The following is a 21,198-nucleotide window of genomic DNA, read 5'->3' as shown; positions in this document are numbered from 1 at the left end:
GAAGCTCGCGGTACGGCTGATCAGTCTTCGGCCATTGCGCGCCAGACCAGCGAAGGCATGCAGGTGCAATTTCGCGAGATAGACCAGGTGGCTACCGCGTCCAATGAAATGAGCGCCACCGCACACGACGTCGCTAACAGCGCTTCCAATGCTGCCAGCGCGGCACGCGGCGCGGATCAGTCGGCACGCGAAGGCATGTCGATCATCGAACAAAGCACCCGCGATATCACCTCGCTTGCCCAGGAAGTCAGCAAGGCAGTCGGTGAAGTCGAGGAATTGGCCCTTAATAGCGAACAGATCGGATCAGTACTTGAGGTGATCCGCAGCATTGCCGAACAAACCAACTTGTTGGCGCTGAACGCGGCGATCGAAGCGGCACGTGCGGGGGAAAGCGGACGCGGCTTTGCGGTGGTAGCCGATGAGGTGCGTAACCTGGCCAAACGCACGCAGGACTCGGTGGAAGAAATTCGTGTAGTGATTGAGCGTATCCAGAGCGGCACCCGTGGCGTGGTGGCGACCATGCACTCGAGCCAGCAACAGGCCCAAAGCAATGCCGGGCAGATCCATGAAGCGGTGAAAGCACTGAGCAAGATCAGCGACGCCGTGACAGTGATCAGCGACATGAACCTGCAGATCGCCAGCGCTGCGGAGGAGCAGAGCGCAGTAGCCGAAGAGGTCAATCGCAACGTCTCGGCGATCCGTACTGTAACCGAAACCCTCACCGGGCAGGCTACCGAGTCGGCGGCTATAAGTAGCCAGCTCAATGCATTGGCCAGCCAGCAAATGAAACTCATGGATCAGTTCAAGGTTTAAATAACCCCAAAGGTCTACTGTGGGGGGATTGCCCTAAAGACAGCTATTCAAGCTATGGGGCAATCCTCTTTGGTTGAGACTCGAATCCTGATGCAGGTACTCATTCTCCAGACTTTTTTTCAGATATCGCCGGTATCAAAGCCGAACTTGAGGCGCTGCAGCTTGGCTTCCGGCAATCACACTTTGCTCGCTGAGCGAATAGTTGGCCGTTTTTTTTTCAGCCGGACATCTCGACATACCGAAAGACATATTGTCCAGGAGCCTTAAGCTTCATAGCCTTTAATGGAGGTCTCCGTGGACAATCAAGCAGATTTGTAGCCTCCATGCCGGTTGCTGTCGAATACCGAGCGGTAAAGATGGTTGCGACGCTGTCGATGCAGCGCGGCAATACCATGTCGATGCTTGCGTAGCACAGCAAGCCAATCTTAACGACGTAACAGCTGCCTCGGCAGCACTCGCGACCAGGCATACCGAATAGCAAGGGTCTTGATAACCAGTGGAATTAAGAGGTTGGGCTTCCCGCCAGAATCGTGTGCGATTTGATGATTGAGCATTGCAAGCGAACTGATGCTGGCGCCGTTGACAGGCGAATTCCTAATTCAAACAGTAAAAAATGAGATAGCGACCGCAACGTGATCTTACGCACCACAGTTGTATCGGGTGTGAATCAAGATCTGTGTTGAAGGTGGCGTTGTCACCGCTCCCTCAATCGCTCCTCGTATCCAGCGCACCGCTGCGGCAGTCTCGCCAACGAAATCATGAGAGATAACATAATCCATGACGCCGGACTCAAGCATCGCCCGCGTATGAACCGTCAGCTCATGACCGACAAAAATAGGCCGATCCTCAGCCGCAATAGTCTCTATGGCCTGAGCAACACCCCGATTGGCGCCGGCCACGTTGTAGATCGCTGCGGGATAGTTGTGCTTGGAAAAATAGCGCGTCAATTGTTCAGTCGTGGTCTGAGGGCGATCGTCGGACATCACTCGTTCGTCGATTTTCAGATACGGAAACTCGGAACGGAGCACCCTGCGAAACCCCATTTCCCGCTCCTGCTGACAGCGAAACGGCACACTGGTCACCAGCAGGATTTTCGCGGCCTTTTTTGGTAAAGCATTGCCGATCAGCAATCCGGCGACACTGCCCGCCGCATATTGATCATTGCCAACGTAAGCACTACGCCCGGAGTTAGGCAGGTCGGTGGTCAGGCACACGACGGGGATATCCAGGCTGCACAGTTTGCGAATCGCTCGGTTGATCGCCGGGTGCTCGCGCGATACGACGATCACACCATCCGCTGAGGCGCCCTCAGCCTGAACCTGATCAGCAAAAGTGGCGGGATCGACCTGGTTAGTCGGTACATAGTAGCCATGCACGACGACGCCAGGTGTCGAAGCGTTCACCAACGCCTCGGCACCGGCCAACGTAGCATTGAAGGTTTCACCCGAATCGCAAAATAGCTTGATCTGCAAAGTTGCCATGCCGTCAGCCAAATCTTTCTTTAGCTTATCCAGCGCCGCCAGCACTTTCAGACGGGTGTTTTCCCGTACGCCAGGACGGTTATTCAGCACACGATCAACGGTCGCTACCCCGACCCTGGCCACCTTGGCGACCTGTTGAACAGTGGGCCCCTTCCATAAACGCGCCGATGTTTGCATGGTCATATAGCCAGCCCTTTTTTGATGTTATTTACACCATATACGCATTGCTAATAATTATTTCAAGAGCAATGACAGGCATGAAAGCATCTTCGTATTTGAGGTGTTTTACATCATAAACCGCCTATGGCGCTGCTTGATGATTGCTTTTTCGGTGCTAATAATCGAGGCATAACAAACACAACAAACCGCCAGGATCGCCCCATGAGTAACTCGTCCCCATCGGTTGATTTCGACCGCCGCGGCTACGCCGCTTTTGCCCCATTGTGCACCGCCTTTCTCAATCAACACGCTCGCGAGTTCGACGCCGCGTTGATGACTTTCGCCCATTGATAGGTAGTTGAATATGAGCATACGAATCGCCGTTATCGGCGCAGGGATTATGGGGGAAGATCACGCCCGCATCATTGCCCAGGACCTTCCGGGAGCCACGTTGCATGTGGTGTGTGATGCGTCGCCAGAGCGAGCGAAGCTGATAGCTGACCGTTATGGCGCCGCTGACGTTTCCACTGATCCACTGTTCACACTTTCAAGGTCCGATGTCGATGCAATCATCATCGCCAGCCCGGACGAAACCCATGCGATCCTGACCATGGCAGCCATCGAGGCTGGGAAACCTGCACTGTGTGAAAAGCCGCTGTCTCAAAGCCCGAACCAGTGCCTGGCGGTCATCGACAAAGAGGCCTCCCGGGGTCGCCAATTCGTGCAACTGGGCTTCATGCGCCGGTTTGACCCGTCGTACAGGGAAATGAAAAGTGCCTTGGGCGACGGCGTGATAGGTCGGGCCGTGATGATGCACAATTTCCATCGCAACGTAGAAGCTCCCGCCAACTTCAGCGGGCAAATGGCGATCAGTAACTCCGCGCCTCATGAGTTCGATGTGGCCCGTCATGTGCTCGACACTGAATACGTTGCCATTTCAGTGTTCCAACCTACCCGCACGTCTGAGGATGGCGCCGGTGCTCCGGTATTCATGGTGCTGGAAACCCGGGAAGGCCATCTGGTGAACATCGAAATCAACAACAACGCCCATTACGGGTACGACGTGCGTGGCGAGCTCGTGGGCGAGCTGGGTTCCGTGCAACTGGCCACTCCCGTAAATGCTCGTTTCAATACCCGTCTTCAAGGCTTTGAACGGTACGCTGCCGATTGGCGGCCGCGTTTCGCCGACGCCTACCGCCTGCAGAACAAAGCATTCGTGGAGTTCATCAACACAGGCGTATTCCCTGTCCATGCCGCGAATGCCTGGGACGGCTATTGCGCAGCCATCGTCGCCCAAGCCGGTATCGAGGCACTCAATCAGCGTCGCCGGGTAGTTTTGCCAACGCTGGAAGTACCGCCCCTCTACCGATCGCGAGAAGGAGCTACGTCATGAAGCTGGGATTCGTCACCGACAGCCTCGGTAACCTGCCATTGCGGGAGATGCTCAAGCAGGCTGAACGCCTGGAAGTGTCGGGCCTGGAGATCAACACCGGCGGATGGTCGACCGCGCCGCACTTTAACTTGGCGCAGATGCTCGCCAGCGCCGAGGAACGCCAGGCACTCAAACGCAGCTTCCAGGAGCACGGCCTGGAAATCATTTCCCTGAACGCCAACGGCAACCCTTTGCATCCCACGCAGCCCGAGCAAGGCCAGTGTCTCAAGGACACGATACGCGTAGCCGGTGAACTGGGAGTCAAGACCGTTTGCACCATGTCCGGCTTACCAGAGGGTCGGGCCGGCGACAGGATGCCGAACTGGGTGGTTGCCTCATGGCCTCCCGAAACCCAGACAATGCTGCGCTATCAATGGGAAGAACGCCTGCTGCCCTTCTGGAGCGAGATCGCTGATCTGGCCAAGGAGAACGGTGTGGAGCGTATCGCTTTGGAATTGCACGGTAACCAGTGCGTCTACAACGTCCGTTCGCTGCTGAAACTACGCAATGCGATCGGACCGGTGATAGGCGCCAACCTGGATCCCTCGCATCTGTTCTGGATGGGCGCTGACCCGCTGGTCGCCGCCGAGGCACTGGGCGACGCCATTTACCATGTGCACGCCAAAGATACTTTGCTTAACGCGCCAGTCCAGGCCGTGGATTCACTCCTGGAAAATGGCTCATTGATGGATATCTCATCCCGAAGCTGGTCCTACATCACGCTTGGATTCGGCCACGGTGAGCAATGGTGGCGGCAATTCTGCTACCGCTTGAAGATGGCTGGCTACGATGGCTGGCTATCGATTGAGCATGAGGACGTTTTACTCAACAGCCTCGAGGGCTTGGAAAAGTCCGTAAGACTGCTAAAGAGCGTCATGCCGGTTGCCGCCAGCGATTTCAAACCCCAGTCCATCTGAATCGCACCACGAGAAAAAACCAATGTAATTCCATATTAAATCGCTCACCGCAATGGCGAGTGAGCATCCCCATAAGTTTCAGTCAGGAATATCACAATGACAATTAATTCCTACGGAAATACGGCAGACACTTCAGCCGCCTATGTAAGTCCTGAAAAACGCCAGGCACAGCGCTACCTGCAAAAAGTGACTTGGATTGCCACGTTTGGCGGCCTGCTGTTCGGCTTCGATACCGGCGTCATCAATGGCGCCCTGCTCTATATGAAGGATGACCTGGGCCTGACGCCATTTACGGAGGGCTTGGTCGCCAGCGCCCTATTGATCGGCGCAATGATGGGGGCGCTGTGCAGCGGTCGCCTATCGGACCTCAAGGGTCGCCGCCGTATCATTCTTTTCCTCGCCGTAGTGTTTTTTCTTGGCGCGTTGGCTTGTGCGCTGGCGCCCACCCTCAACGTCATGGTGGCCGCCCGCTTCACGCTGGGGTTAGCGGTGGGCGGCGCATCGGTCGTCGTGCCGGCGTATCTTGCGGAAATGGCCCCATCCAGCATCCGCGGTCGCATCATCACTCGCAACGAGCTGATGATCGTCACCGGGCAATTCCTGGCCTTCACCACTAACGCCACACTGGGCAATTTGTTCAGCGATCTCGATGGTGTTTGGAGATGGATGCTTGCCTTGGCAACCCTGCCAGCCGTGGCACTCTGGTTGGGTATGCTCTACATGCCGGAAAGCCCGCGCTGGCTAGCCACCAAAGGGCGCTTCAGAGAGGGCCTGGAGGTACTGAAACTGGTGCGGGAGGAGTACTACGCCAAGGCTGAGATGGAGGCCATCACTCAGCAGATCAGCAACGAGCGATTCATTAAAAAAGGTGGCTGGCGCGATCTGTCTCAAAAGGGCGCACGACGAATCTTTTTGATTGGCATCGGTATCGCTGTTACGTCGCAGCTGACCGGAGTCAATTCAATCATGTACTTCGGCACCCAGATCCTCACAGAAGCAGGCCTGGAACAACGTAGCGCACTGATAGCCAATGTCGTAAACGGCATTATCTCGATTGGCGCAACGTTCGTGGGTATTGCTCTGCTGGACCGCGTGGGGCGTCGCCCAATGATGTTGCTCGGCTTCACCGGCACCACATTGTCTTTGCTGTTGATTGGCCTGGTTTCAGTTTTTGTCGACCCCTCCGTCACCCGCGCCATGCTCATTCTCGGCGCCATGGCGATGTTCTTGGCCTCCATGCAAGGGCTGATCGGGCCTGCTTTCTGGGTGCTTTTGGCAGAAATTTTCCCAATGCGCATCCGTGGCGGATGCATGGGCATGGCGATCGCAGCCTTCTGGTTGACCAACGTGATGATCGGCATGTTCTTCCCATCCTTGGTTGCAACGATCGGGATCGGCCAAACCTTCTTTGTATTCGTGGGAGCAGGACTTCTGTCTCTGACCTTCGTTGCAGTGTGGGTACCGGAGACACGAGGCAGCACGCTCGAAGAGATTGAGCAGCGGTTGTATGGGTAGACGGGATGAAGTTGCCCCCCTAACTGCCGTTCCTCAGTTTCCTATTTCGTTGCACGGAGCGCGGCTACGCGCAAAGGCATGGGCTGCAGCCGTGGGCACGATTGGTGCCCCTATGGCGTCGCAGCCGTCGCCAACAGGCAATATCATCGCGCCTCGATCAACGGAGAAAGTGCCTGCTTGTAAATGCCTGGGCCCACTGCAACGCAATCCTAATTTTCGCAGGTGTTGAGTGGCCTTAACACGGCCGACCGTGGAAACATTAGTGCGGTTAGTCGAGCCGCCCACCATTTTCCCGTGCATGCTTGATGTCTCTGGAGGGTGGGGCTCCGAAACGTCGGGCATATTCGCGGCTGAACTGGGCGACGCTTTCATAGCCGACCCGCAACGCGGCGGTGTTCACGTCTAGCCTATCGGTCAACATCAGGCTGCGCGCGGCTTGCAGCCGCAACGATTTTTGATACTGAATGGGGCTGGTGCCTGTCAACTTGCGAAACCGGTGATGCAGGGTAGAGCTGGCCATTCCTGATCGTTCGGCGAGGTCGGCCACGTGCAGCGGCTTGTCGTAGTGATACTTTAAACACTCAATGGCTCTCACGATGCCCTTGTCTCGGTAACCATCGCGAGTGACGCTGCGCAACAAATGCCCCGCTTCACTGAGCAGCAGCCTACCGTATATCTCCCGCTTGATAAGGCCCGACATCAGGCCTGCTTCAAGTGGCCGCTCGATCAGCGTGGAGAGTCGGGTGAACGCGTCGAGCAGCTCACTCGTCGCCATACCGGATACGAAGCCCCGCGCCTCAGTAGCCATTTCCTGCTTTGGCGGTTCCAGGGTCAGGATCACCTCGTTGAGCATGGAAAAATCGAGTTTCAACACAATTGATAAATAAGGGGTTTGTTCACTAGCCGCGTTAACGCGAGCCAGTGTGGGTATATCGACCGAAGTGACAAAAAACGCCCCTTGCCCGAACTCACAGGCTTGCTCGCCGAACGCGATCTCCTTCGCGCCCTGCAGAATGATGGCCACGCAAGGCTCATAAATGCAGTACTTGGGCGTACCTAGTTCGGCCACTCGATAAAAGGCCAAGCCTGGAATCGACGTCGTGCAAGCCTCGGCCAAGCCAATCTGCAGAGTGACTTTTTCGATAAGCCGTCTGAGTGCCTGGAGGCGTTCGTTGGGTTGAGCGGGTTCGCGCAAACCCAGGGAATGCACATGGCTGAAACGGAACTGCGAGATGGAACCGCTCGTCATCACATGCGCCCCTATATACGGAATGCTTGAGTTTGCTGAGTGCGTGACCAGCACAAGTGCATCGGCAGGATTGTGCAAAAAATATGGCGCATTAGGGTCACCCGGCCACCCCTCGTTGTTCTAACTTCCAGTACGAATACCGGCTTCGATGAGGCCGTGCCCCCTCAGTCGCGAAAGGAAAGTTTTGGATGGACAGACGAGATTTTCTTACCTACTCGGTCGCTGGTGCTGTTACAGCCGCTTTGCTGCCAGCATCGGCTTTCGCAAGTTCGGTGGCTGCTGCCCCAGCACCCACTTCGCTGACAGAGCATGGAAGCGTGATGCGTACTGAAGGCCGGCTCGTGCGCGCCGACCTGCCCCTCAATGCGCCCTCGCAGACAATGAGATACATGACGCCTCAACGCTTTGGCATGGGCGGGACGCAGATCGGCAATATCTTTGCGCCGATCAGCGACGTGCAGGCGGGCTTGGTTCTGCAGGCGGCTTGGGATGCGGGCGTAAGGTTTTACGACACGTCGCCGTTCTACGGGTTTGGCTTGAGTGAATATCGTCTGGGTCGCTTCCTGCATGACAAAGATCCAGACGACTATGTGATCTCCACCAAGGTCGGCCGCGTATTGACGGCTGTGGGTGGCCTGCGCGCGGACCATGCCATCTGGAAGTCGCCAGCCCCTTTCAACTACCAATATGACTACACCGCAGCAGGCACGCGACGTTCCGTGGAAGACAGCCTGCAGCGTCTGGGGCTACCACGTATCGATATCGTTTTTATCCACGACATCTCACCAGATAACACCGAGCTGGAAGGCGGATGGGAAGCGGCGTATCGAATTGCGCGCACAGGGGCGATGGTTGAGCTTGAAAAGATGCGGAATGAAGGGCTCATCAAGGCATGGGGCTTCGGCGTCAATACGCCGAACGCCGTGGTTCAGGCACTGGCCAGTATTGACCCGACGCCCGACATCGTGTTGCTTGCCTGCCAGTATTCCCTCCTCGACCACGGCGATGCGTTGCGCAGCACCTTTCCGGCGTTGAGTAGTAAGGGCACCAGTGTCGTGATTGGAACACCCCTGAATGATGGATTTCTGGGAGGGCGCAGCCGATATAACTTCAGTCAGGATCTACCTGCCGGAGCGGTAGAAAAGCGCGCGCGAATCATGGCGGTTGCCAGCCGACATGGCATCGACATTCATACTGCCGCCTTGCAGTTCGCAGCGGCACATCCACAAGTGTCCGCGATCATTCCGGGGGCGCGTTCGCCGGGGCAGGTAGTTTCCAATGTACAGGCGATGAAGGTCGGTATTCCGGCAGCCTTTTGGGAGGAGTTGAAGCGCCAGAGTTTGATTGATGCTCAAGCACCGGTGCCTTCCTGAGCTTTATTGGAGTTTTACCGGAGCAAGCTTTAACTTCCTTTCACTGCAATCGCTCACATCCATAACATTGAGAATTCAAGGACCTTATTCTCCAGAAAATAAACTGTGCACGCGTTCAAATAAGAACGCTAGCCTAAGGTTGTAATAAATGAAAACACGAACGTCTCTCATGATTTTCGGCGGCTTACTTGCGCTCTCCAGCAGTGGTCACTTACTCGCGGACACACTTGCGCTTAGCGTTCCGTTGCCTGATCCACTCCCACAGTTGAAGGTTCTGACACTCCTTGTAGGGATGCACCTGCTCGGTATGTGCTTCGGTCTCGGCGGGGCGACGATGCTGGACCTCTGGATTTTGCGTTGGATGCGTAGGGGTAGCCTCCCCGTTGAAGTCGGACGCACCTTTCACTTCATCAGCAACGCGGTCACTCTTGGACTATGCCTCCTGTGGCTTTCAGGTCTTGGCTTCCTTGCTCTTTACGCGTTGGAGTCACCGGAAAAGTTTGAGAATCCTAAACTCTGGGCGAAGGTAATTGTGGTGATCGTCCTGACCATCAATGGAATAATCATTCACGCGTTTGTGTTGCCACAAGCACTGCGCGACTTGAGTCGCCCCCTGCTCTTTGGGGTTTCCCGTAGAAGAGCTACCTTATTTCTCGCATCCGGTGCAGTTTCGGGGGTGTCTTGGTACACAGCTTTTGCCTTCGGCATTTTTCGTGAGTTAAACAACAGTGTCACTTTCACCCTGCTGGTCATCATGTGGCTTACATTGATAATAACCGCTTCTCTCGCAGCCATTCTGCTCTGGTTAAACTCGGCAGCGAAAGTAAGAAAACGTCCTTCGTTCAGTCCTCCGACTTAAAAATAAAGGCCATCTTGGACATTGCTTGTAACTGCCCGGGCAATTGAGGCGAATCCAGCCAGTACTGACCGGCTCCACTGAGTTGACTGCGGTCACGCTGGCGGTGGATGTGCGTTAGCCAGACATTCGGGTCAACCACACCTGCGCGTCAGCACGATGTTGTCTTTTCGCCAGAGCGGCCACACCCAGGGCGTTGACAGAAGGCCTGGGCGATACGCCGTTCGCCATGGTCAACGGCGCTGATACCTATCTGTTCGACGAGTCGCTGATCAGCACGTTACGGTGCCTCAGGACAGGTGTGGATTGCAAAGTACGATTTTGATTTTTACGCCGCAGGATTGCCCGGAGCCGACGTCGCTGAGCTCGGCTCAGGCCTCCCGCTTACCACTCGCAGGAAAGGGCGGTATCCGGGGTGCGCAAAAGCGCACCGTCCACTGCGAAAATCTGCAGATCATGCCAGGTATCATCGTCATAGCGCTCCGCGCCCCAATGGTTGCCGGTCTTACGGAATAGCCACTCAACAGGATCGGCGCCGAGTCGCTTACGCGCTTCGGTTACACCGCTGCGCGCCAGCAAATGGTCAGTGGCCAGGCCTTGGGCGCAGATGTTCAAACGTCTGGCCACCTCGTGAACGGGCTCGTCACGGAATAACGCCATGCCGAGCACTAGCCACAGCACCTGATCAGCGGGCAGGCGACGCCGGCGAATGGTCGCCTGACTGGGGAGGTCGAGCGCAGACGCTACCCACTCTATGGGAATGTTTTGGGTGCAGGTGCTCAGGTCGCAAAAGTTAAAAAGATCGCCGAGGTCGAGCAGGTCCTGTTGAACAGACATAAAAAATCCGATGCCAGAGGTCTGGCATCGGATTTTCTAGGAAGCCCGGCGCAAGCTCAAATGCTTAAGTGAACAGCATTACCCTCATAAGTGGCGTTTATGTAAGTCTGAATGAGGGACGGGACGCTTACCAATCATCCACTCCGACTAAAAACCCGGCAAATCACTAAGCTCTTCGATTAAATCGAGTGAAAGATATATTCAGTCTGTGCGCGAAGATCCAGCTCAATACCTACCCCATGCAGACGAGTGTGAAGGTCAGCATCATCTACACGAACTTTCCAAGACACATTTACCGGTACATCCCCCCCCGCCCTAACGAAACTGATGGCCTGTTGCAACTGCGCACGGTCGGCTAAGTAAACAGCCAGAGCGTTACCTTTCCATGCGGCAACACTCATCCCCATCGCCGCGCATACTAAAACTTTAGCCCTGGCATCGTCGCGATCAGTCTGCCGGGAGCGTTGAATCTGACCCTCTAAGACAGGGTCAACTCTACGGTCAGAACATAACACTTCTCCCGCTTCCCAGATTTCAGGGGGGCAGACCTTTTCTTCGGGGCGCAGGGGTATAAATGGATTGATTTCCATCGGGTAGATTCGACAGACCAGCGGTCGATCTTCATAGATTGTGCAGTGGTTATCCTCCCCTAAACTTGGACACTGTGTCAGTGCGTTACCAGCAAAAATGGCTATCACCTGAATACGTGCATCTCCACTGGCTACATCTACCGCGCGTCGCACGCTGTGGTTGTAGTGCTCTGGCAACGGGAAGACTGACGTGTCGAAAGCTTCGAGTATGACAGCGATGTCACCACCGCGATTTAACCATTGCTCGGCCTCTTGAAGGCTGAGAGGAATAAGACGTTCTTTGCAGCAAGTTCCGCACCCGTTACAGGTAAACCGCGTGACGTTTTCTATGAGCGTCACTGAATGATTTATAGATGTCATGATCAATCTCTGCTCATCGCCGCCAAACTCCGAGTAGCGGCGGTGGTTAAAAAGATGGGTATATCCATGGCAACGCCCTATTACCCGGCCTACGGGCATCTTCGTTTCGCAGGATCTCAGCGGTGTCTAAACTCAGTCTTTTGGGATCCACCGCTGCCTTGGCGAATGCAGCAACCGGGTCAGCGATTTCTTATCCGCTTATTGCCTACCGCGCGGCTCGTTTGGCGAATAGATGCCGGTTGGGCTTTCAGCCGGCCCATTGGGCTCCCAACCGCTGACGTAACGCACCGCGCCGGTGTGCCAAAGTTGCGGCCCCATACGACCACTGACACTGAGAACAGAATTGATCACGTTAATGCACCCGGCTAGCGCCGTTTCACTGTGGAAAAAGGATGCCAGCACCCTTACGTGCAGCCGGACAATCAATAACAGGTCCTTCTGCAAGAAGCCCGTGACGGCAATACTCAGTGCTCCCTTTGTCGGGAATACCCTGCGGTCAGAGTTGCCTCGTCATCGGCGCCATGACAATCGGTTTTAAGCTCAAACGACCGGAAGGAAAAAGGGTGAAATGACATGCAGCAACCAGATTTTGCCATTCGATGGGCTCCATTTGCTTTCGGAGGCTATATAAGTATATTTTGTAAACCAAATGTCAATTAGGCACCCAGAGTCGCCTAGGTATATACGAGGAAACTTAGATGCTGGAATTAAAGCCACAATGTTTCTCGTCGGAGTGCCCGAGCCGGGCTCTTTTCGACCAGATTGCTGATAAGTGGTCGATGATGGTTCTGGCGGTGCTAGATGACGGGCCGCACCGTTTTAACGCCATTAGACGCCGCCTGGAGGGCGTCACGCAGAAGGCGCTTACACAGTGCCTGCGGCGACTGGAACGAAATGGGCTGGTCTCGCGCAAAGTCATCTCGTTGTCGCCCGTGGCAGTGCAGTATGAGATCACCCAACTAGGTCGCACACTTCAACAGCCATTTCGCGAATTGCATAAATGGACGCTTGACAAATTGCCTGAGGTTGAAACGGCCCGATTGAAGTTTGACGAGGCCGCACAAGAAAACCTGGCGGATTGATTTTTTCTTGCTCGCCGCCACTGGCCAACTGCAACGGGTAATTTCTTCGATTTACCTGCGGTATCCTCAACCCTACTAACTCTAAATTAGACCCTATGGTTACCGTGTATACCACGGTAAGACTGATAACGATGTTCTCCCTCAATGCCTTGTACCAACATCTGAGCATATGAACGCGTTATTCGACTGGCTCATTTGTCAAGACATAAAATGCTTGAAATGCCACTAACGACAAGCACCATTTGATGGGCGCATTTATTAGTTTTACAAATCAATGCATAAAAAAAACAAAATTAACAGATCAATCTGCCAAGGTCATACTCAGGGCCGCATGATTTCCCGGCCCCAAGAAAAGGGAGCGTAGCAAGGGAATCGCTGGTTTCAATAAGGGCGTTAGTAGCTATTCAGAAGCGATGGGCGGCGGGCTTCAGAAGAGAGTTGCGCGCGACGAGGATCTTGGCTTTTTGGGCATATCTGAAACCTCATCGCCGAGATCAAGTTCATAGACACCCGCGAGCCAACAACATTTTCCAATAAGCATGGTATCCACGCTGTCGGTAGTCTTCTTCTCAAAAAACGGCTGTCCCCCAGGATGACTCTTCCCTGCATTGATGAGGCCTAAAAGCCTGTTGTTTGAGGGCCGGTCTTAATCTGTTGCAAAAGAACTCGAGTGAGACACCAACAGAGTAAACGTCAACAGTCAGGCTGTTAATCAGGGTGTCTGGCCATCGGGCACTGGTGATGCACGGATTATCCGTGGTGACACGCACAAGGTCTGTCCACGCCATTGATCATTGGCGACCAGAGAGTCGCGCTAACGTCGGCGCGTAAACAAGGAATAATAATATGGCCACTTCCACCAAAACCGCTTTCGCATCCACTGCCATTTTGGGAGCCGGCCTCATGGGGGTTGGAATCGCGCTGCACCTTGCACGCCACGGATTGCAGGTAAGCCTCTACGACCCGCAACTTGAGCGGCTGGCGGACATTCCAACGGTAGCTAGCATGATCCTCAACGAATTGGTGGCTGCCGACCAATTCGACGAAGCGGACCGGGACGTGACTTTGTCGCGCCTGATACCCGTCAGCACGCTGACTGCATTGGCCGATGTTGATCTACTCATCGAAGCAGTACCCGAGCGTCTGCCGTTAAAACAGTCACTTTATCGGGAACTGGAAGGCATCGTCAGACCCGACTGCGTGTTCGCCAGCAATACCAGTGGTTTTCCGCCGGATAGTCTTGCAGAGAGTTTGGAGCACCCGGAGCGGTTGTTCATCGCGCACTTCTGGAATCCTCCGCATTTTATTCCGTTAGTGGAATTGGTACCCGGTACCGCCACCGATGCGCACCTTGTCGAAAAAGTGCGTGTGATGCTCGAGGCCATGGATCTGGAAGCTGTCGTACTTGAGAAGGCGGCGCCCGGCTTTATTGGAAATCGTCTTCAATTTGCCCTGCTGCGGGAAGCGCTGCATATCGTCCAGAGTGGTATCGCTGATGCGGACACAGTGGATAGGGTCATGCGGGCTTCATTGGGCCGCCGCTATGGCATGGTTGGCCCGCTCGAGGCGGCCGATATGGCCGGGCTGGATACCTTTGTAGACATATCAACTCACCTGATACCGCAATTGGCACAAGGCACCGAAGTCATTGAGTTGCTCAAGGAAAAGGTGGCGGCGGGGAATACCGGCCTGCGCAGCGGTCAAGGCTTCTATCGCTGGGATGAGGCGCGCCACGAAAGGTTGCTGAGTCGGCGCGGGCACCAGTTACGGTATGCACTCAAACCCTGAACCCACTGAGCAAAAGCACGGCTCCAAAGCAAGTACTCGCTAACCGATTGAATACCGCCCGCTACACCAATGGCCTTAGGCAAAATTCATAAAAACAATAATCGCTGGCCAATGAGCCAGCAACTGGAGATTTCATGAGTATTCTGATTGCCCTCGCGGCTCTTGGTCTGTTGATGCTCGCCGCATACCGTGGCTACAGCGTTATCCTCTTCGCCCCCATCGCCGCGCTTGGCGCAGTCTTGCTGACCGATCCGAGCGCCGTGGCTCCGGCCTTCACGGGTCTGTTCATGGACAAGATGGTCGGTTTCATCAAACTCTACTTCCCGGTGTTTCTGCTCGGTGCCGTGTTCGGTAAGCTCATCGAGTTGTCGGGGTTTTCCCGATCAATTGTTGCTGCTGCCATTCGACTGCTAGGGCGCAAGCAGGCGATTCCGGTGATTGTGGCCGTATGCGCGTTGCTGACCTATGGAGGGGTTTCGCTATTCGTAGTGGTGTTCGCAGTTTACCCATTCGCCGCCGAGATGTTTCGCCAAATCGGCATTCCCAAAAGGCTAATGCCGGCAACAATCGCTCTCGGTGCGTTCTCTTTCACGATGGATGCGCTACCCGGCACGCCGCAGATCCAGAATATTATTCCGACCAGTTTTTTCAAGACGACAGCCTGGGCTGCTCCATGGCTGGGATTGATAGGTTCGATCTTCGTGATCGTGGTCGGACTGGCATTCCTGGAGTTGTGGCGCCGGCGCACCCAGCGTGCAGGTGAAGGTTATGGCGACGCCGTTGACCTGCGTAACGAGCCGGATACGCCGGAAGACATTACCCTGGCTCATCCCCTGATAGCGTTGCTGCCGTTGGTTCTGGTCGGCGTACTGAATTTCTTTTTTACTCGCTGGATTCCCCAGTGGTACGGCGCAAGTCACAGCTTGACACTGCCGGGATTAAGCGCACCCATACAAACTGAAATCGCCAAGATTACGGGTATCTGGGCGGTAGAGGCCGCACTGCTGTCGGGCATTATCATCGTCGGAGTTTTAGGTTTCCGCACCATAAGAAACAAACTGGCCGAAGGCAGCAGAACCGCTGTGGCCGGGGCAATGCTGGCCTCGCTAAACACTGCGTCCGAGTACGGGTTTGGTGCGGTCATCGCGGCTTTGCCAGGCTTCGTTTTGCTCTCTCAGGCGCTACAAACCATCCCTAACCCGCTGGTTAACGAAGCTGTAAGCGTCACCTTGCTTGCAGGTATTACTGGCTCGGCATCTGGGGGGATGAGCATTGCTCTGGCCGCGATGGCAGACAACTTCATTGCCTCAGCCAATGCAGCCGGCATCCCACTGGAAGTTCTACACCGCGTGGCGTCTATGGCCAGTGGCGGCATGGACACTCTGCCCCACAATGGCGCCGTCATCACCTTGCTAGCAGTCACTGGCCTGACACACCGCCAGGCCTATGGCGGTATATTTGCGATCACATTGATCAAGACACTTGCAGTCGCCTTTGTTATCGCCGTCTTTTACCTCACGGGCATCGTTTAAAGAGTGCGGGGCGAATCTGAAATAGCAAAACCGCACTATTGCCTGAACACCAGCGGCGGTAACCTGGACTTAGTGAACAGGTTTTCCGCTGGTATTCGCGTAATCCCGGGATGGATATAGATAGAAAATCTGTCCGATATCCGATCCCAGTGCAGCTATGACGCCCTTGATGCCCGGAGCAAATACCCCTTGGATATTTGCTACTTCACTATCACGCGCACTCTTGCCAGATTACCGACCCGCGTAAACTCCGTCGTGCCGTCCCCTTCTCGCTGGGATGTCACACGGAGCACGGGATAGTAGGTGCCAGGTTTCGAGTAAAAGAATGTCTTATGTACAGCGAGGGTTTCTGACGGCTGGTGAGGAAGTGGCGTGTCTAAAAAATCATCGTTACCCGTTTGACTCCATTCTGTTTTGACAATTTTGCCAGCAGATGGCGGGACTGAAATGTCACCAAGAAGCGTGATGGGCTGGCCGACCTTCGCAATGATTCTCTCACCGCTCTTGGACGTCAGTTTTACGACTGGCTGGATGCCTTGCCTGGCTGACGCATCTGCAGGTAACGAGACCTGGCCATTATTGACTGCATATTGAGTGGAGCCAGGTGGCGCTATACCAGTTTCCACCCAAACGCTTACGTCCCTAACGGCTTGTTCGAGGATGCCGTTGTAATCGACAAGTCTCACAAACTGATTATCAGCCGAGCCCGAGGCAACAACGCTGCCATCCAAATGATCTGCGTTATCGTTTAACCAGATTCGCACCTTCGCGTCGTACTGCCCGCCCTCTCCTGCCTTCAATCGACGGCCATACCAGTCGGCATCCCAAGGGTAGGCATCGACATCAAGTGCGTTGGCGATCACTATCATCTTGCTGTTTATCTTGCCGGTAAAACTACCGCCTCCGCTGACACCGGCGCTGATTATTGGGCCTAGCTCTTGCGGACGTTGCGGGTAGCGCGGTGAACCGTTTGCATTGCGAAACTGATCCCATACAGTAAATCCACCAGAAGCTGGCACCTGGTGGCGATGGTAGGAGGTCAACGCAATTGCCCAGCGATTGTCGACACGAACCTCGGCCCCATTTTTCAGGGTGTTGAGCGTATCAGCTTGATTTTGCGCGGCCAGAGTAATGACCCCGTGCTCAGCATCTAACGACCCCAACAATTTTCGGTTGCCCTCTTCTGCTCCTTCGAGAGTAAAGTCAAACCAAGCGCTGTTTTTGAAGTGTGGCAGCCCCGCCAAGTGCAAGCGTAAAGGCTTGCCAGCTGAGTCGCGATCTATCTTTTGAACCGACACTACACGGTCAATTTTCGCCCTTCGTACAAGATTGCCCAGAGCGGATTGCTCGGTACCGAGGTAGCCAGGTTTTCTCCAGAAGTCATCTGCATATCCGGGATCGATGTTCTTAACCGTACTGGCAAACCCCAGTAAACCCTGCGGGTCATTGAGACCCAGGATGTACGCGTAATTATCCCAGCCGCGCAGTGGTACGCCCATTGCTGTGACCTCCGCAAGAGCCGCGGCCTCAGTGGCGTCAAGTCCTGCAAAAGGATCGCCGCTGCCTCCTGGTCGCATAGCGTCGGCAATGTGTTCAGCCTTGTCTTCGAGTACAAGCCGTGCGAAAGCACGCACAAAAAAATTGGTTGGAATGGATGTCGGTACACCTATGACGAAAGGCACGGCTCCATCCCATACCCCGGACGAGTTCTCGGCTGCAGCGATAGTCAGATAAGATCCACCGCTGCCACCGTAGATATAGCCGTGGATCTGAGAGACAGGCGATCCATAGTATTCGCCAGCGATCACCTTCGAGAACTTTGCAGCTGCTGCGTTGGCACGGTAGCCAGAGGGTGAAACAGTGTCCACGGTATACGCACCGCTGTCGGCACCAAATTTGATTACACGGTCCGGAACGCTACCATCGCCCAAAGGATATACCTTGTGGAAAAAACGCCCCTTCCATTGGGTTTTCGGCGGGAAGAAAAAACTGAATTTTACATCGGTGCCTTCGAAGTGCCCGGAAACACGGTGTGTCAGAACAGGGCTTTTCAAATCTTCACGGCTATCTATTACTGGGCGATCAAACTGCGGATCGATGCAGTCTTGAGTAATGAATATTATCCCGCCCGGTGGGGTTTCGCACGATGGGGATTGAGATGCAGCTGACGCCAATGTCGAAAACCCGCCAAGCGACACTGCAAGTAACAAGCATCTGGAAGCAACGGACTTCTTATTGAAACTGCTACCGCGATGGAAATCTGTCCGATGTGGCCTTGCCACTAGATTCAGGTTTTTAGCATTATTCATATTGGCAGTGAAATTCCTTGAGGCGCCTCAGTGGCGGCAGGTCGATACTGTTTAAAGTCTTTGCGTCGCTTCAGGGATGGGATTGTTCCCGCTGGGTCTCTCATTTTCCACCTTGAGATTTTTCCGGCTTGTGATGCGTAAATCACTCTACAATTCGCTGGCCTCGGCTTAGACAGAGAATTGGTATTTTCCAGCTTTGAAGTGTTCAATATTTCCGACAGAATACACCAACCTTGACTCCACATCAGCTGCAATATAAGCCCTAACCCGCAGAACATTCTGGCTAGCCGCTATCCTACTCGGTGATTGCGGCCAGCCACCTCTGTTGCTCTTGGAACAGGAACTTTGACTGATCTAAGCAATCACACTCAGGTCCCAGCGGCGGCCGCATCAGACCGCGTAATTAACCAGCTCCAGTTAAATTTTATGTCTCACTGTCAGGACTGCGTTCTATGGAACTCCATAACTTACCGTTTCGAAGCCGCCCTTCTGCATTGCATATTTGTTATCAAATGCTTTATTTATATTGATTGATACGTCTATGTGGCTTGTTAGCTCATACCACGCCATCAGTGATGTCAACGTACAGGGCCTTTGTTCTACTACCTTTGTGCTGGTGCCAATACTCAAGAAGCGGCCTTGCCATCTAACGCCTCCACCCAACGTAAGCTTCTCCAATATCCAGGTGAGCTTTTGAGGCGTGAACATCTGAGCGGTAGTGCGTGGGACCCGAGCATCTATCCTGGCCGTTGCCATCATTGGGCGTGAAAGCAGCAACGCCATAAAAGGCAGTCTCCAGATCGCTGATATGGCTGCCGTTTGTGATGTCCTCGATGACGGTCAGTGTGTCGCCATATTGGATAGTTTCAATCAGAAAGCTTCGGGAGTAATTACGCGTGCGTTGGCTGCCTGATTGATAAGACGAAATGCCGGTCGAACTCGCCAGCCTCCCCTGAAATGATTGCGGCGTCTCTAGGAGCGTCAGCGGAAAGCGGAGAAGACGGTGTAAAGTCCTGTCTCCGCTGTCGTAGCGGCGGTGCTCCTGTCCGCTTCTCGTCACCGATGGGAGAACGATCACGCCCTGAGATTGGGTGCTCTCATCGGCTTCGACCGTGTTCTGCGCCATGACACAATTGGAACTCCCAACAACTCGACGGGCCTGTATCGAGCGTACTGACCAATACAGCTACAAAAAATCCTATAGCTTTTTCAAAATATGCCGACAACATAGATATCAATGTGCCATGGATGAGGCCCATCAAGTCTATCGAGTTTCGCGCTATGTCCATTCCGTTCTTACGCCGTAATCGTTATGCACTCCAACAGCTAATAGCTGCCATCAAAAGCAGCGAAGCACCTGATGTCAAAGGTTGCAAAGAGGCCCCGGCAATCCTTGAGGCCTGGGAAACTATCGAATCAACCCAACTTAAGTCCCGATTGCGCATAAGCCAGCTTGAAAACGAGCTTGAAGCTGCACGTGAGCTACTTCGCGAGTCGGCAGCTAGCGCTTTAACCCACTCCGTCAGATTTGACTTGGTGAATCGCGCCTCCAGCGAGGGCCTCTGGGATATGGAGGTTGTAGCTGGCGACCCTATTAATCCGAAAAACCGCTTTTGGTGGTCGCAGCAATTTCGCAGTCTTCTTGGGTTTAATGACGAACGTGATTTCCCCAATGTCTTGGCCAGCTGGGCTGATCGCCTTCATCCTCAGGACAAACAGGGGACGCTTGACGCCTTTGCTCGACATCTCATCGATAAGTCGGGAAACACGCCTTATAAGGTGAGAAACCGGCTCGCGATGAAGGATGGCTCCTATCGTTGGTTCCATGCTCAAGGTGAAACACTTCGTGACGAACAAGGAACGCCGATTCGGGTCGCAGGCTCGCTACGGGATATCCATGATCAGTTGGAACGCGATCAGGAGCATGACATCATCATCACCCGCTTCGAACTGGCTAGGGAAATGCTCTCCGATGGCTTGTGGGATATGGAGGTCATTGCCGGGGACCCTGTGAATGCCAAAAATCCTTTCTGGTGGTCGCCTCAATTCCGAAGGCTGCTTGGTTTTGAAACTGTTGAAGAATTTCCCGATGTCCTTGAGAGCTGGGCATCCAGATTGCACCCGGACGATAAAGAGCGAAGCCTTAACGCTTTCGGCGCTCACTTGAATGATAGGTCAGGAAAAACTCCATTCGACATCGAGTACCGGTTGAAGATGAAGAGTGGCGAATATCGTTGGTTCAGAGCACGAGGTCAAACTCGGCGCGATCCGCAAGGATCTCCGCTTCGTGTCGTCGGCGCTCTTGTGGATGTCCACCTGCAGTACGAGCAGAATGCGTTGCGAGAGTCGGAAGTTACGCATCAACGGACATTGGAAGCCAGCCTTGCTCAGTTGTCACAAATTGTAAGTACGATACAAAGCATTGCGAGCCAGACAAACCTACTGGCACTGAATGCAGCTATTGAGGCGGCACGGGCAGGTGAGGCTGGGCGCGGTTTCGCTGTCGTGGCCGACGAGGTTCGTAAACTCGCGACACGTACTACTGAGGCAACCGAACAAGCCGCAGATATGATTGCTCGCTGAGCGACGGCCTTTTAAGCGGGCTATGCACCGAACTAGTGAAATAGCTCAGTTAACCTTGCCAGAGTGGTGACCGGCTTAATCATGCAAGACGTCATTCTCGGACGTATGCCCCTGAACACGCGGGTTGAGTAACAAATAGGCGGGCAGTTTCTCGGCGATACCGCTTACTCGCCGAAGTTAAACGTCATAAGGAAGCAGGAGTGTGTTGATGCCGGGACGACGCCTCGTCATCAACCCACCGGTCCAGCAGGTAGAAGCGGTCGACGAATGTGCCTCTTTGCGCGACGCAATAGTCCAGACAACCCGACATCTATAGGCTGGA

At 54.4% G+C, this 21,198-nt stretch carries 15 protein-coding genes and 3 pseudogenes; 12 read left to right on the top strand and 6 right to left on the bottom strand.

Features of this window, described 5'->3' with window-relative positions:
* Positions 1-57 precede the first annotated feature (57 nt).
* Complete coding sequence (locus AACY36_RS28415) at positions 58-813, top strand: methyl-accepting chemotaxis protein (RefSeq protein WP_370467910.1); 756 nt, start codon at positions 58-60, stop codon at positions 811-813.
* 638 nt (positions 814-1,451) lie between these two features.
* On the opposite strand, the gene AACY36_RS23855 is transcribed toward AACY36_RS28415, so the two are convergent.
* The gene (locus tag AACY36_RS23855) at positions 1,452-2,477 is read right to left on the bottom strand and encodes a LacI family DNA-binding transcriptional regulator (RefSeq protein WP_339421170.1); all 1,026 of its coding nucleotides are present in this window, start codon (positions 2,475-2,477) and stop codon (positions 1,452-1,454) included.
* Positions 2,478-2,675: 198 nt separating this feature from the next.
* Here AACY36_RS23855 and AACY36_RS23850 point away from each other — a divergent pair, with 198 nt between their 5' ends.
* The 4 genes from AACY36_RS23850 to AACY36_RS23835 all read left to right on the top strand — a co-directional run bounded on the left by AACY36_RS23850 (position 2,676) and on the right by AACY36_RS23835 (position 6,317).
* On the top strand, positions 2,676-2,804 hold the full coding sequence (locus AACY36_RS23850; protein WP_259242521.1) for a hypothetical protein: 129 nt from the start codon (positions 2,676-2,678) through the stop codon (positions 2,802-2,804).
* Between the two features lie 13 nt (positions 2,805-2,817).
* Positions 2,818-3,846 (top strand): Gfo/Idh/MocA family oxidoreductase, encoded by a 1,029-nt coding sequence (locus tag AACY36_RS23845; RefSeq protein WP_339421165.1) that lies wholly within the window; start codon positions 2,818-2,820, stop codon positions 3,844-3,846.
* The gene (locus AACY36_RS23840; protein ID WP_131696417.1) at positions 3,843-4,802 is read left to right on the top strand and encodes a sugar phosphate isomerase/epimerase family protein; all 960 of its coding nucleotides are present in this window, start codon (positions 3,843-3,845) and stop codon (positions 4,800-4,802) included. Before AACY36_RS23845 ends, AACY36_RS23840 begins: the two co-directional genes overlap by 4 nt.
* 96 nt (positions 4,803-4,898) lie before the next feature.
* Entirely contained in the window at positions 4,899-6,317 is a 1,419-nt protein-coding gene (locus AACY36_RS23835; protein WP_131696418.1) for a sugar porter family MFS transporter, read from the top strand.
* Between the two features lie 268 nt (positions 6,318-6,585).
* Here AACY36_RS23835 and AACY36_RS23830 read toward each other — a convergent pair whose 3' ends face one another.
* Entirely contained in the window at positions 6,586-7,566 is a 981-nt protein-coding gene (locus AACY36_RS23830) for an AraC family transcriptional regulator (RefSeq protein WP_339497642.1), read from the bottom strand.
* Positions 7,567-7,955: 389 nt separating this feature from the next.
* Between AACY36_RS23830 and AACY36_RS23825 the strand changes: the two genes are divergently transcribed.
* Together AACY36_RS23825 and AACY36_RS23820 are read left to right on the top strand one after the other, a co-directional pair.
* Positions 7,956-8,939, top strand: a complete 984-nt coding sequence (locus AACY36_RS23825; protein WP_339497647.1) for an aldo/keto reductase — start codon at positions 7,956-7,958, stop codon at positions 8,937-8,939.
* Between the two features lie 148 nt (positions 8,940-9,087).
* The gene (locus tag AACY36_RS23820; protein WP_339428378.1) at positions 9,088-9,798 is read left to right on the top strand and encodes a hypothetical protein; all 711 of its coding nucleotides are present in this window, start codon (positions 9,088-9,090) and stop codon (positions 9,796-9,798) included.
* A gap of 402 nt (positions 9,799-10,200) precedes the next feature.
* Here AACY36_RS23820 and AACY36_RS23815 read toward each other — a convergent pair.
* Positions 10,201-10,632: pseudogene (locus AACY36_RS23815) on the bottom strand (transposase domain-containing protein); the annotation flags it as partial.
* Between the two features lie 179 nt (positions 10,633-10,811).
* Positions 10,812-11,582, bottom strand: coding sequence for a YkgJ family cysteine cluster protein (locus AACY36_RS23810; RefSeq protein WP_339457467.1), 771 nt, complete (start codon positions 11,580-11,582; stop codon positions 10,812-10,814).
* Between the two features lie 698 nt (positions 11,583-12,280).
* Here AACY36_RS23810 and AACY36_RS23805 point away from each other — a divergent pair.
* The 3 genes from AACY36_RS23805 (at position 12,281) to AACY36_RS23795 (ending at position 15,984) form a co-directional block, all read left to right on the top strand.
* A complete protein-coding gene (locus AACY36_RS23805; RefSeq protein WP_339421160.1) occupies positions 12,281-12,664 on the top strand; it encodes a winged helix-turn-helix transcriptional regulator in 384 nt (127 codons plus the stop codon).
* 846 nt (positions 12,665-13,510) lie between these two features.
* On the top strand, positions 13,511-14,452 hold the full coding sequence (locus AACY36_RS23800) for a 3-hydroxyacyl-CoA dehydrogenase family protein (protein ID WP_339421158.1): 942 nt from the start codon (positions 13,511-13,513) through the stop codon (positions 14,450-14,452).
* 134 nt (positions 14,453-14,586) lie between these two features.
* Positions 14,587-15,984, top strand: coding sequence for a GntP family permease (locus tag AACY36_RS23795; protein WP_339425741.1), 1,398 nt, complete (start codon positions 14,587-14,589; stop codon positions 15,982-15,984).
* Positions 15,985-16,184: 200 nt separating this feature from the next.
* Here the strand turns inward: AACY36_RS23795 and AACY36_RS23790 are convergent, their stop codons facing one another.
* Both AACY36_RS23790 and AACY36_RS23785 read right to left on the bottom strand, forming a co-directional pair.
* Positions 16,185-18,293, bottom strand: a complete 2,109-nt coding sequence (locus AACY36_RS23790; RefSeq protein WP_339421154.1) for a Tat pathway signal sequence domain protein — start codon at positions 18,291-18,293, stop codon at positions 16,185-16,187.
* A gap of 646 nt (positions 18,294-18,939) precedes the next feature.
* Positions 18,940-19,419, bottom strand: a complete 480-nt coding sequence (locus AACY36_RS23785; protein ID WP_339421153.1) for a hypothetical protein — start codon at positions 19,417-19,419, stop codon at positions 18,940-18,942.
* Between the two features lie 122 nt (positions 19,420-19,541).
* On the opposite strand from AACY36_RS23785, the pseudogene AACY36_RS23780 reads away from it, so the two are divergent.
* Positions 19,542-20,582 (top strand): annotated as a pseudogene (locus AACY36_RS23780) (PAS domain-containing protein); the annotation flags it as partial.
* Between the two features lie 75 nt (positions 20,583-20,657).
* A pseudogene (locus AACY36_RS28410) lies at positions 20,658-20,867 on the top strand (methyl-accepting chemotaxis protein); the annotation flags it as partial.
* Positions 20,868-21,198: the final 331 nt, after the last annotated feature.

It is taken from the genome of Pseudomonas sp. EA_15y_Pfl1_P101, from assembly GCF_963970835.1.
GTDB classification, from domain to species: Bacteria; Pseudomonadota; Gammaproteobacteria; order Pseudomonadales; family Pseudomonadaceae; genus Aquipseudomonas; species Aquipseudomonas tritici.
This window is presented reverse-complemented; position numbering and strand designations above follow the sequence as displayed.

Coding starts and splice junctions, on each gene's coding strand:
- AACY36_RS23835 (WP_131696418.1), top strand. CDS start 4,899: ATGACAATTAATTCCTACGGAAATACGGCAGACACTTCAGCCGCCTAT.
- AACY36_RS23825 (WP_339497647.1), top strand. CDS start 7,956: ATGACGCCTCAACGCTTTGGCATGGGCGGGACGCAGATCGGCAATATC.
- AACY36_RS23800 (WP_339421158.1), top strand. CDS start 13,511: ATGGCCACTTCCACCAAAACCGCTTTCGCATCCACTGCCATTTTGGGA.
- AACY36_RS23830 (WP_339497642.1), bottom strand. CDS start 7,566: ATGACGAGCGGTTCCATCTCGCAGTTCCGTTTCAGCCATGTGCATTCC.
- AACY36_RS23805 (WP_339421160.1), top strand. CDS start 12,281: ATGCTGGAATTAAAGCCACAATGTTTCTCGTCGGAGTGCCCGAGCCGG.
- AACY36_RS23795 (WP_339425741.1), top strand. CDS start 14,587: ATGAGTATTCTGATTGCCCTCGCGGCTCTTGGTCTGTTGATGCTCGCC.
- AACY36_RS23850 (WP_259242521.1), top strand. CDS start 2,676: ATGAGTAACTCGTCCCCATCGGTTGATTTCGACCGCCGCGGCTACGCC.
- AACY36_RS23790 (WP_339421154.1), bottom strand. CDS start 18,293: ATGAATAATGCTAAAAACCTGAATCTAGTGGCAAGGCCACATCGGACA.
- AACY36_RS28415 (WP_370467910.1), top strand. CDS start 58: ATGCAGGTGCAATTTCGCGAGATAGACCAGGTGGCTACCGCGTCCAAT.
- AACY36_RS23845 (WP_339421165.1), top strand. CDS start 2,818: ATGAGCATACGAATCGCCGTTATCGGCGCAGGGATTATGGGGGAAGAT.
- AACY36_RS23840 (WP_131696417.1), top strand. CDS start 3,843: ATGAAGCTGGGATTCGTCACCGACAGCCTCGGTAACCTGCCATTGCGG.
- AACY36_RS23810 (WP_339457467.1), bottom strand. CDS start 11,582: ATGACATCTATAAATCATTCAGTGACGCTCATAGAAAACGTCACGCGG.
- AACY36_RS23785 (WP_339421153.1), bottom strand. CDS start 19,419: ATGGCGCAGAACACGGTCGAAGCCGATGAGAGCACCCAATCTCAGGGC.
- AACY36_RS23855 (WP_339421170.1), bottom strand. CDS start 2,477: ATGACCATGCAAACATCGGCGCGTTTATGGAAGGGGCCCACTGTTCAA.
- AACY36_RS23820 (WP_339428378.1), top strand. CDS start 9,088: ATGAAAACACGAACGTCTCTCATGATTTTCGGCGGCTTACTTGCGCTC.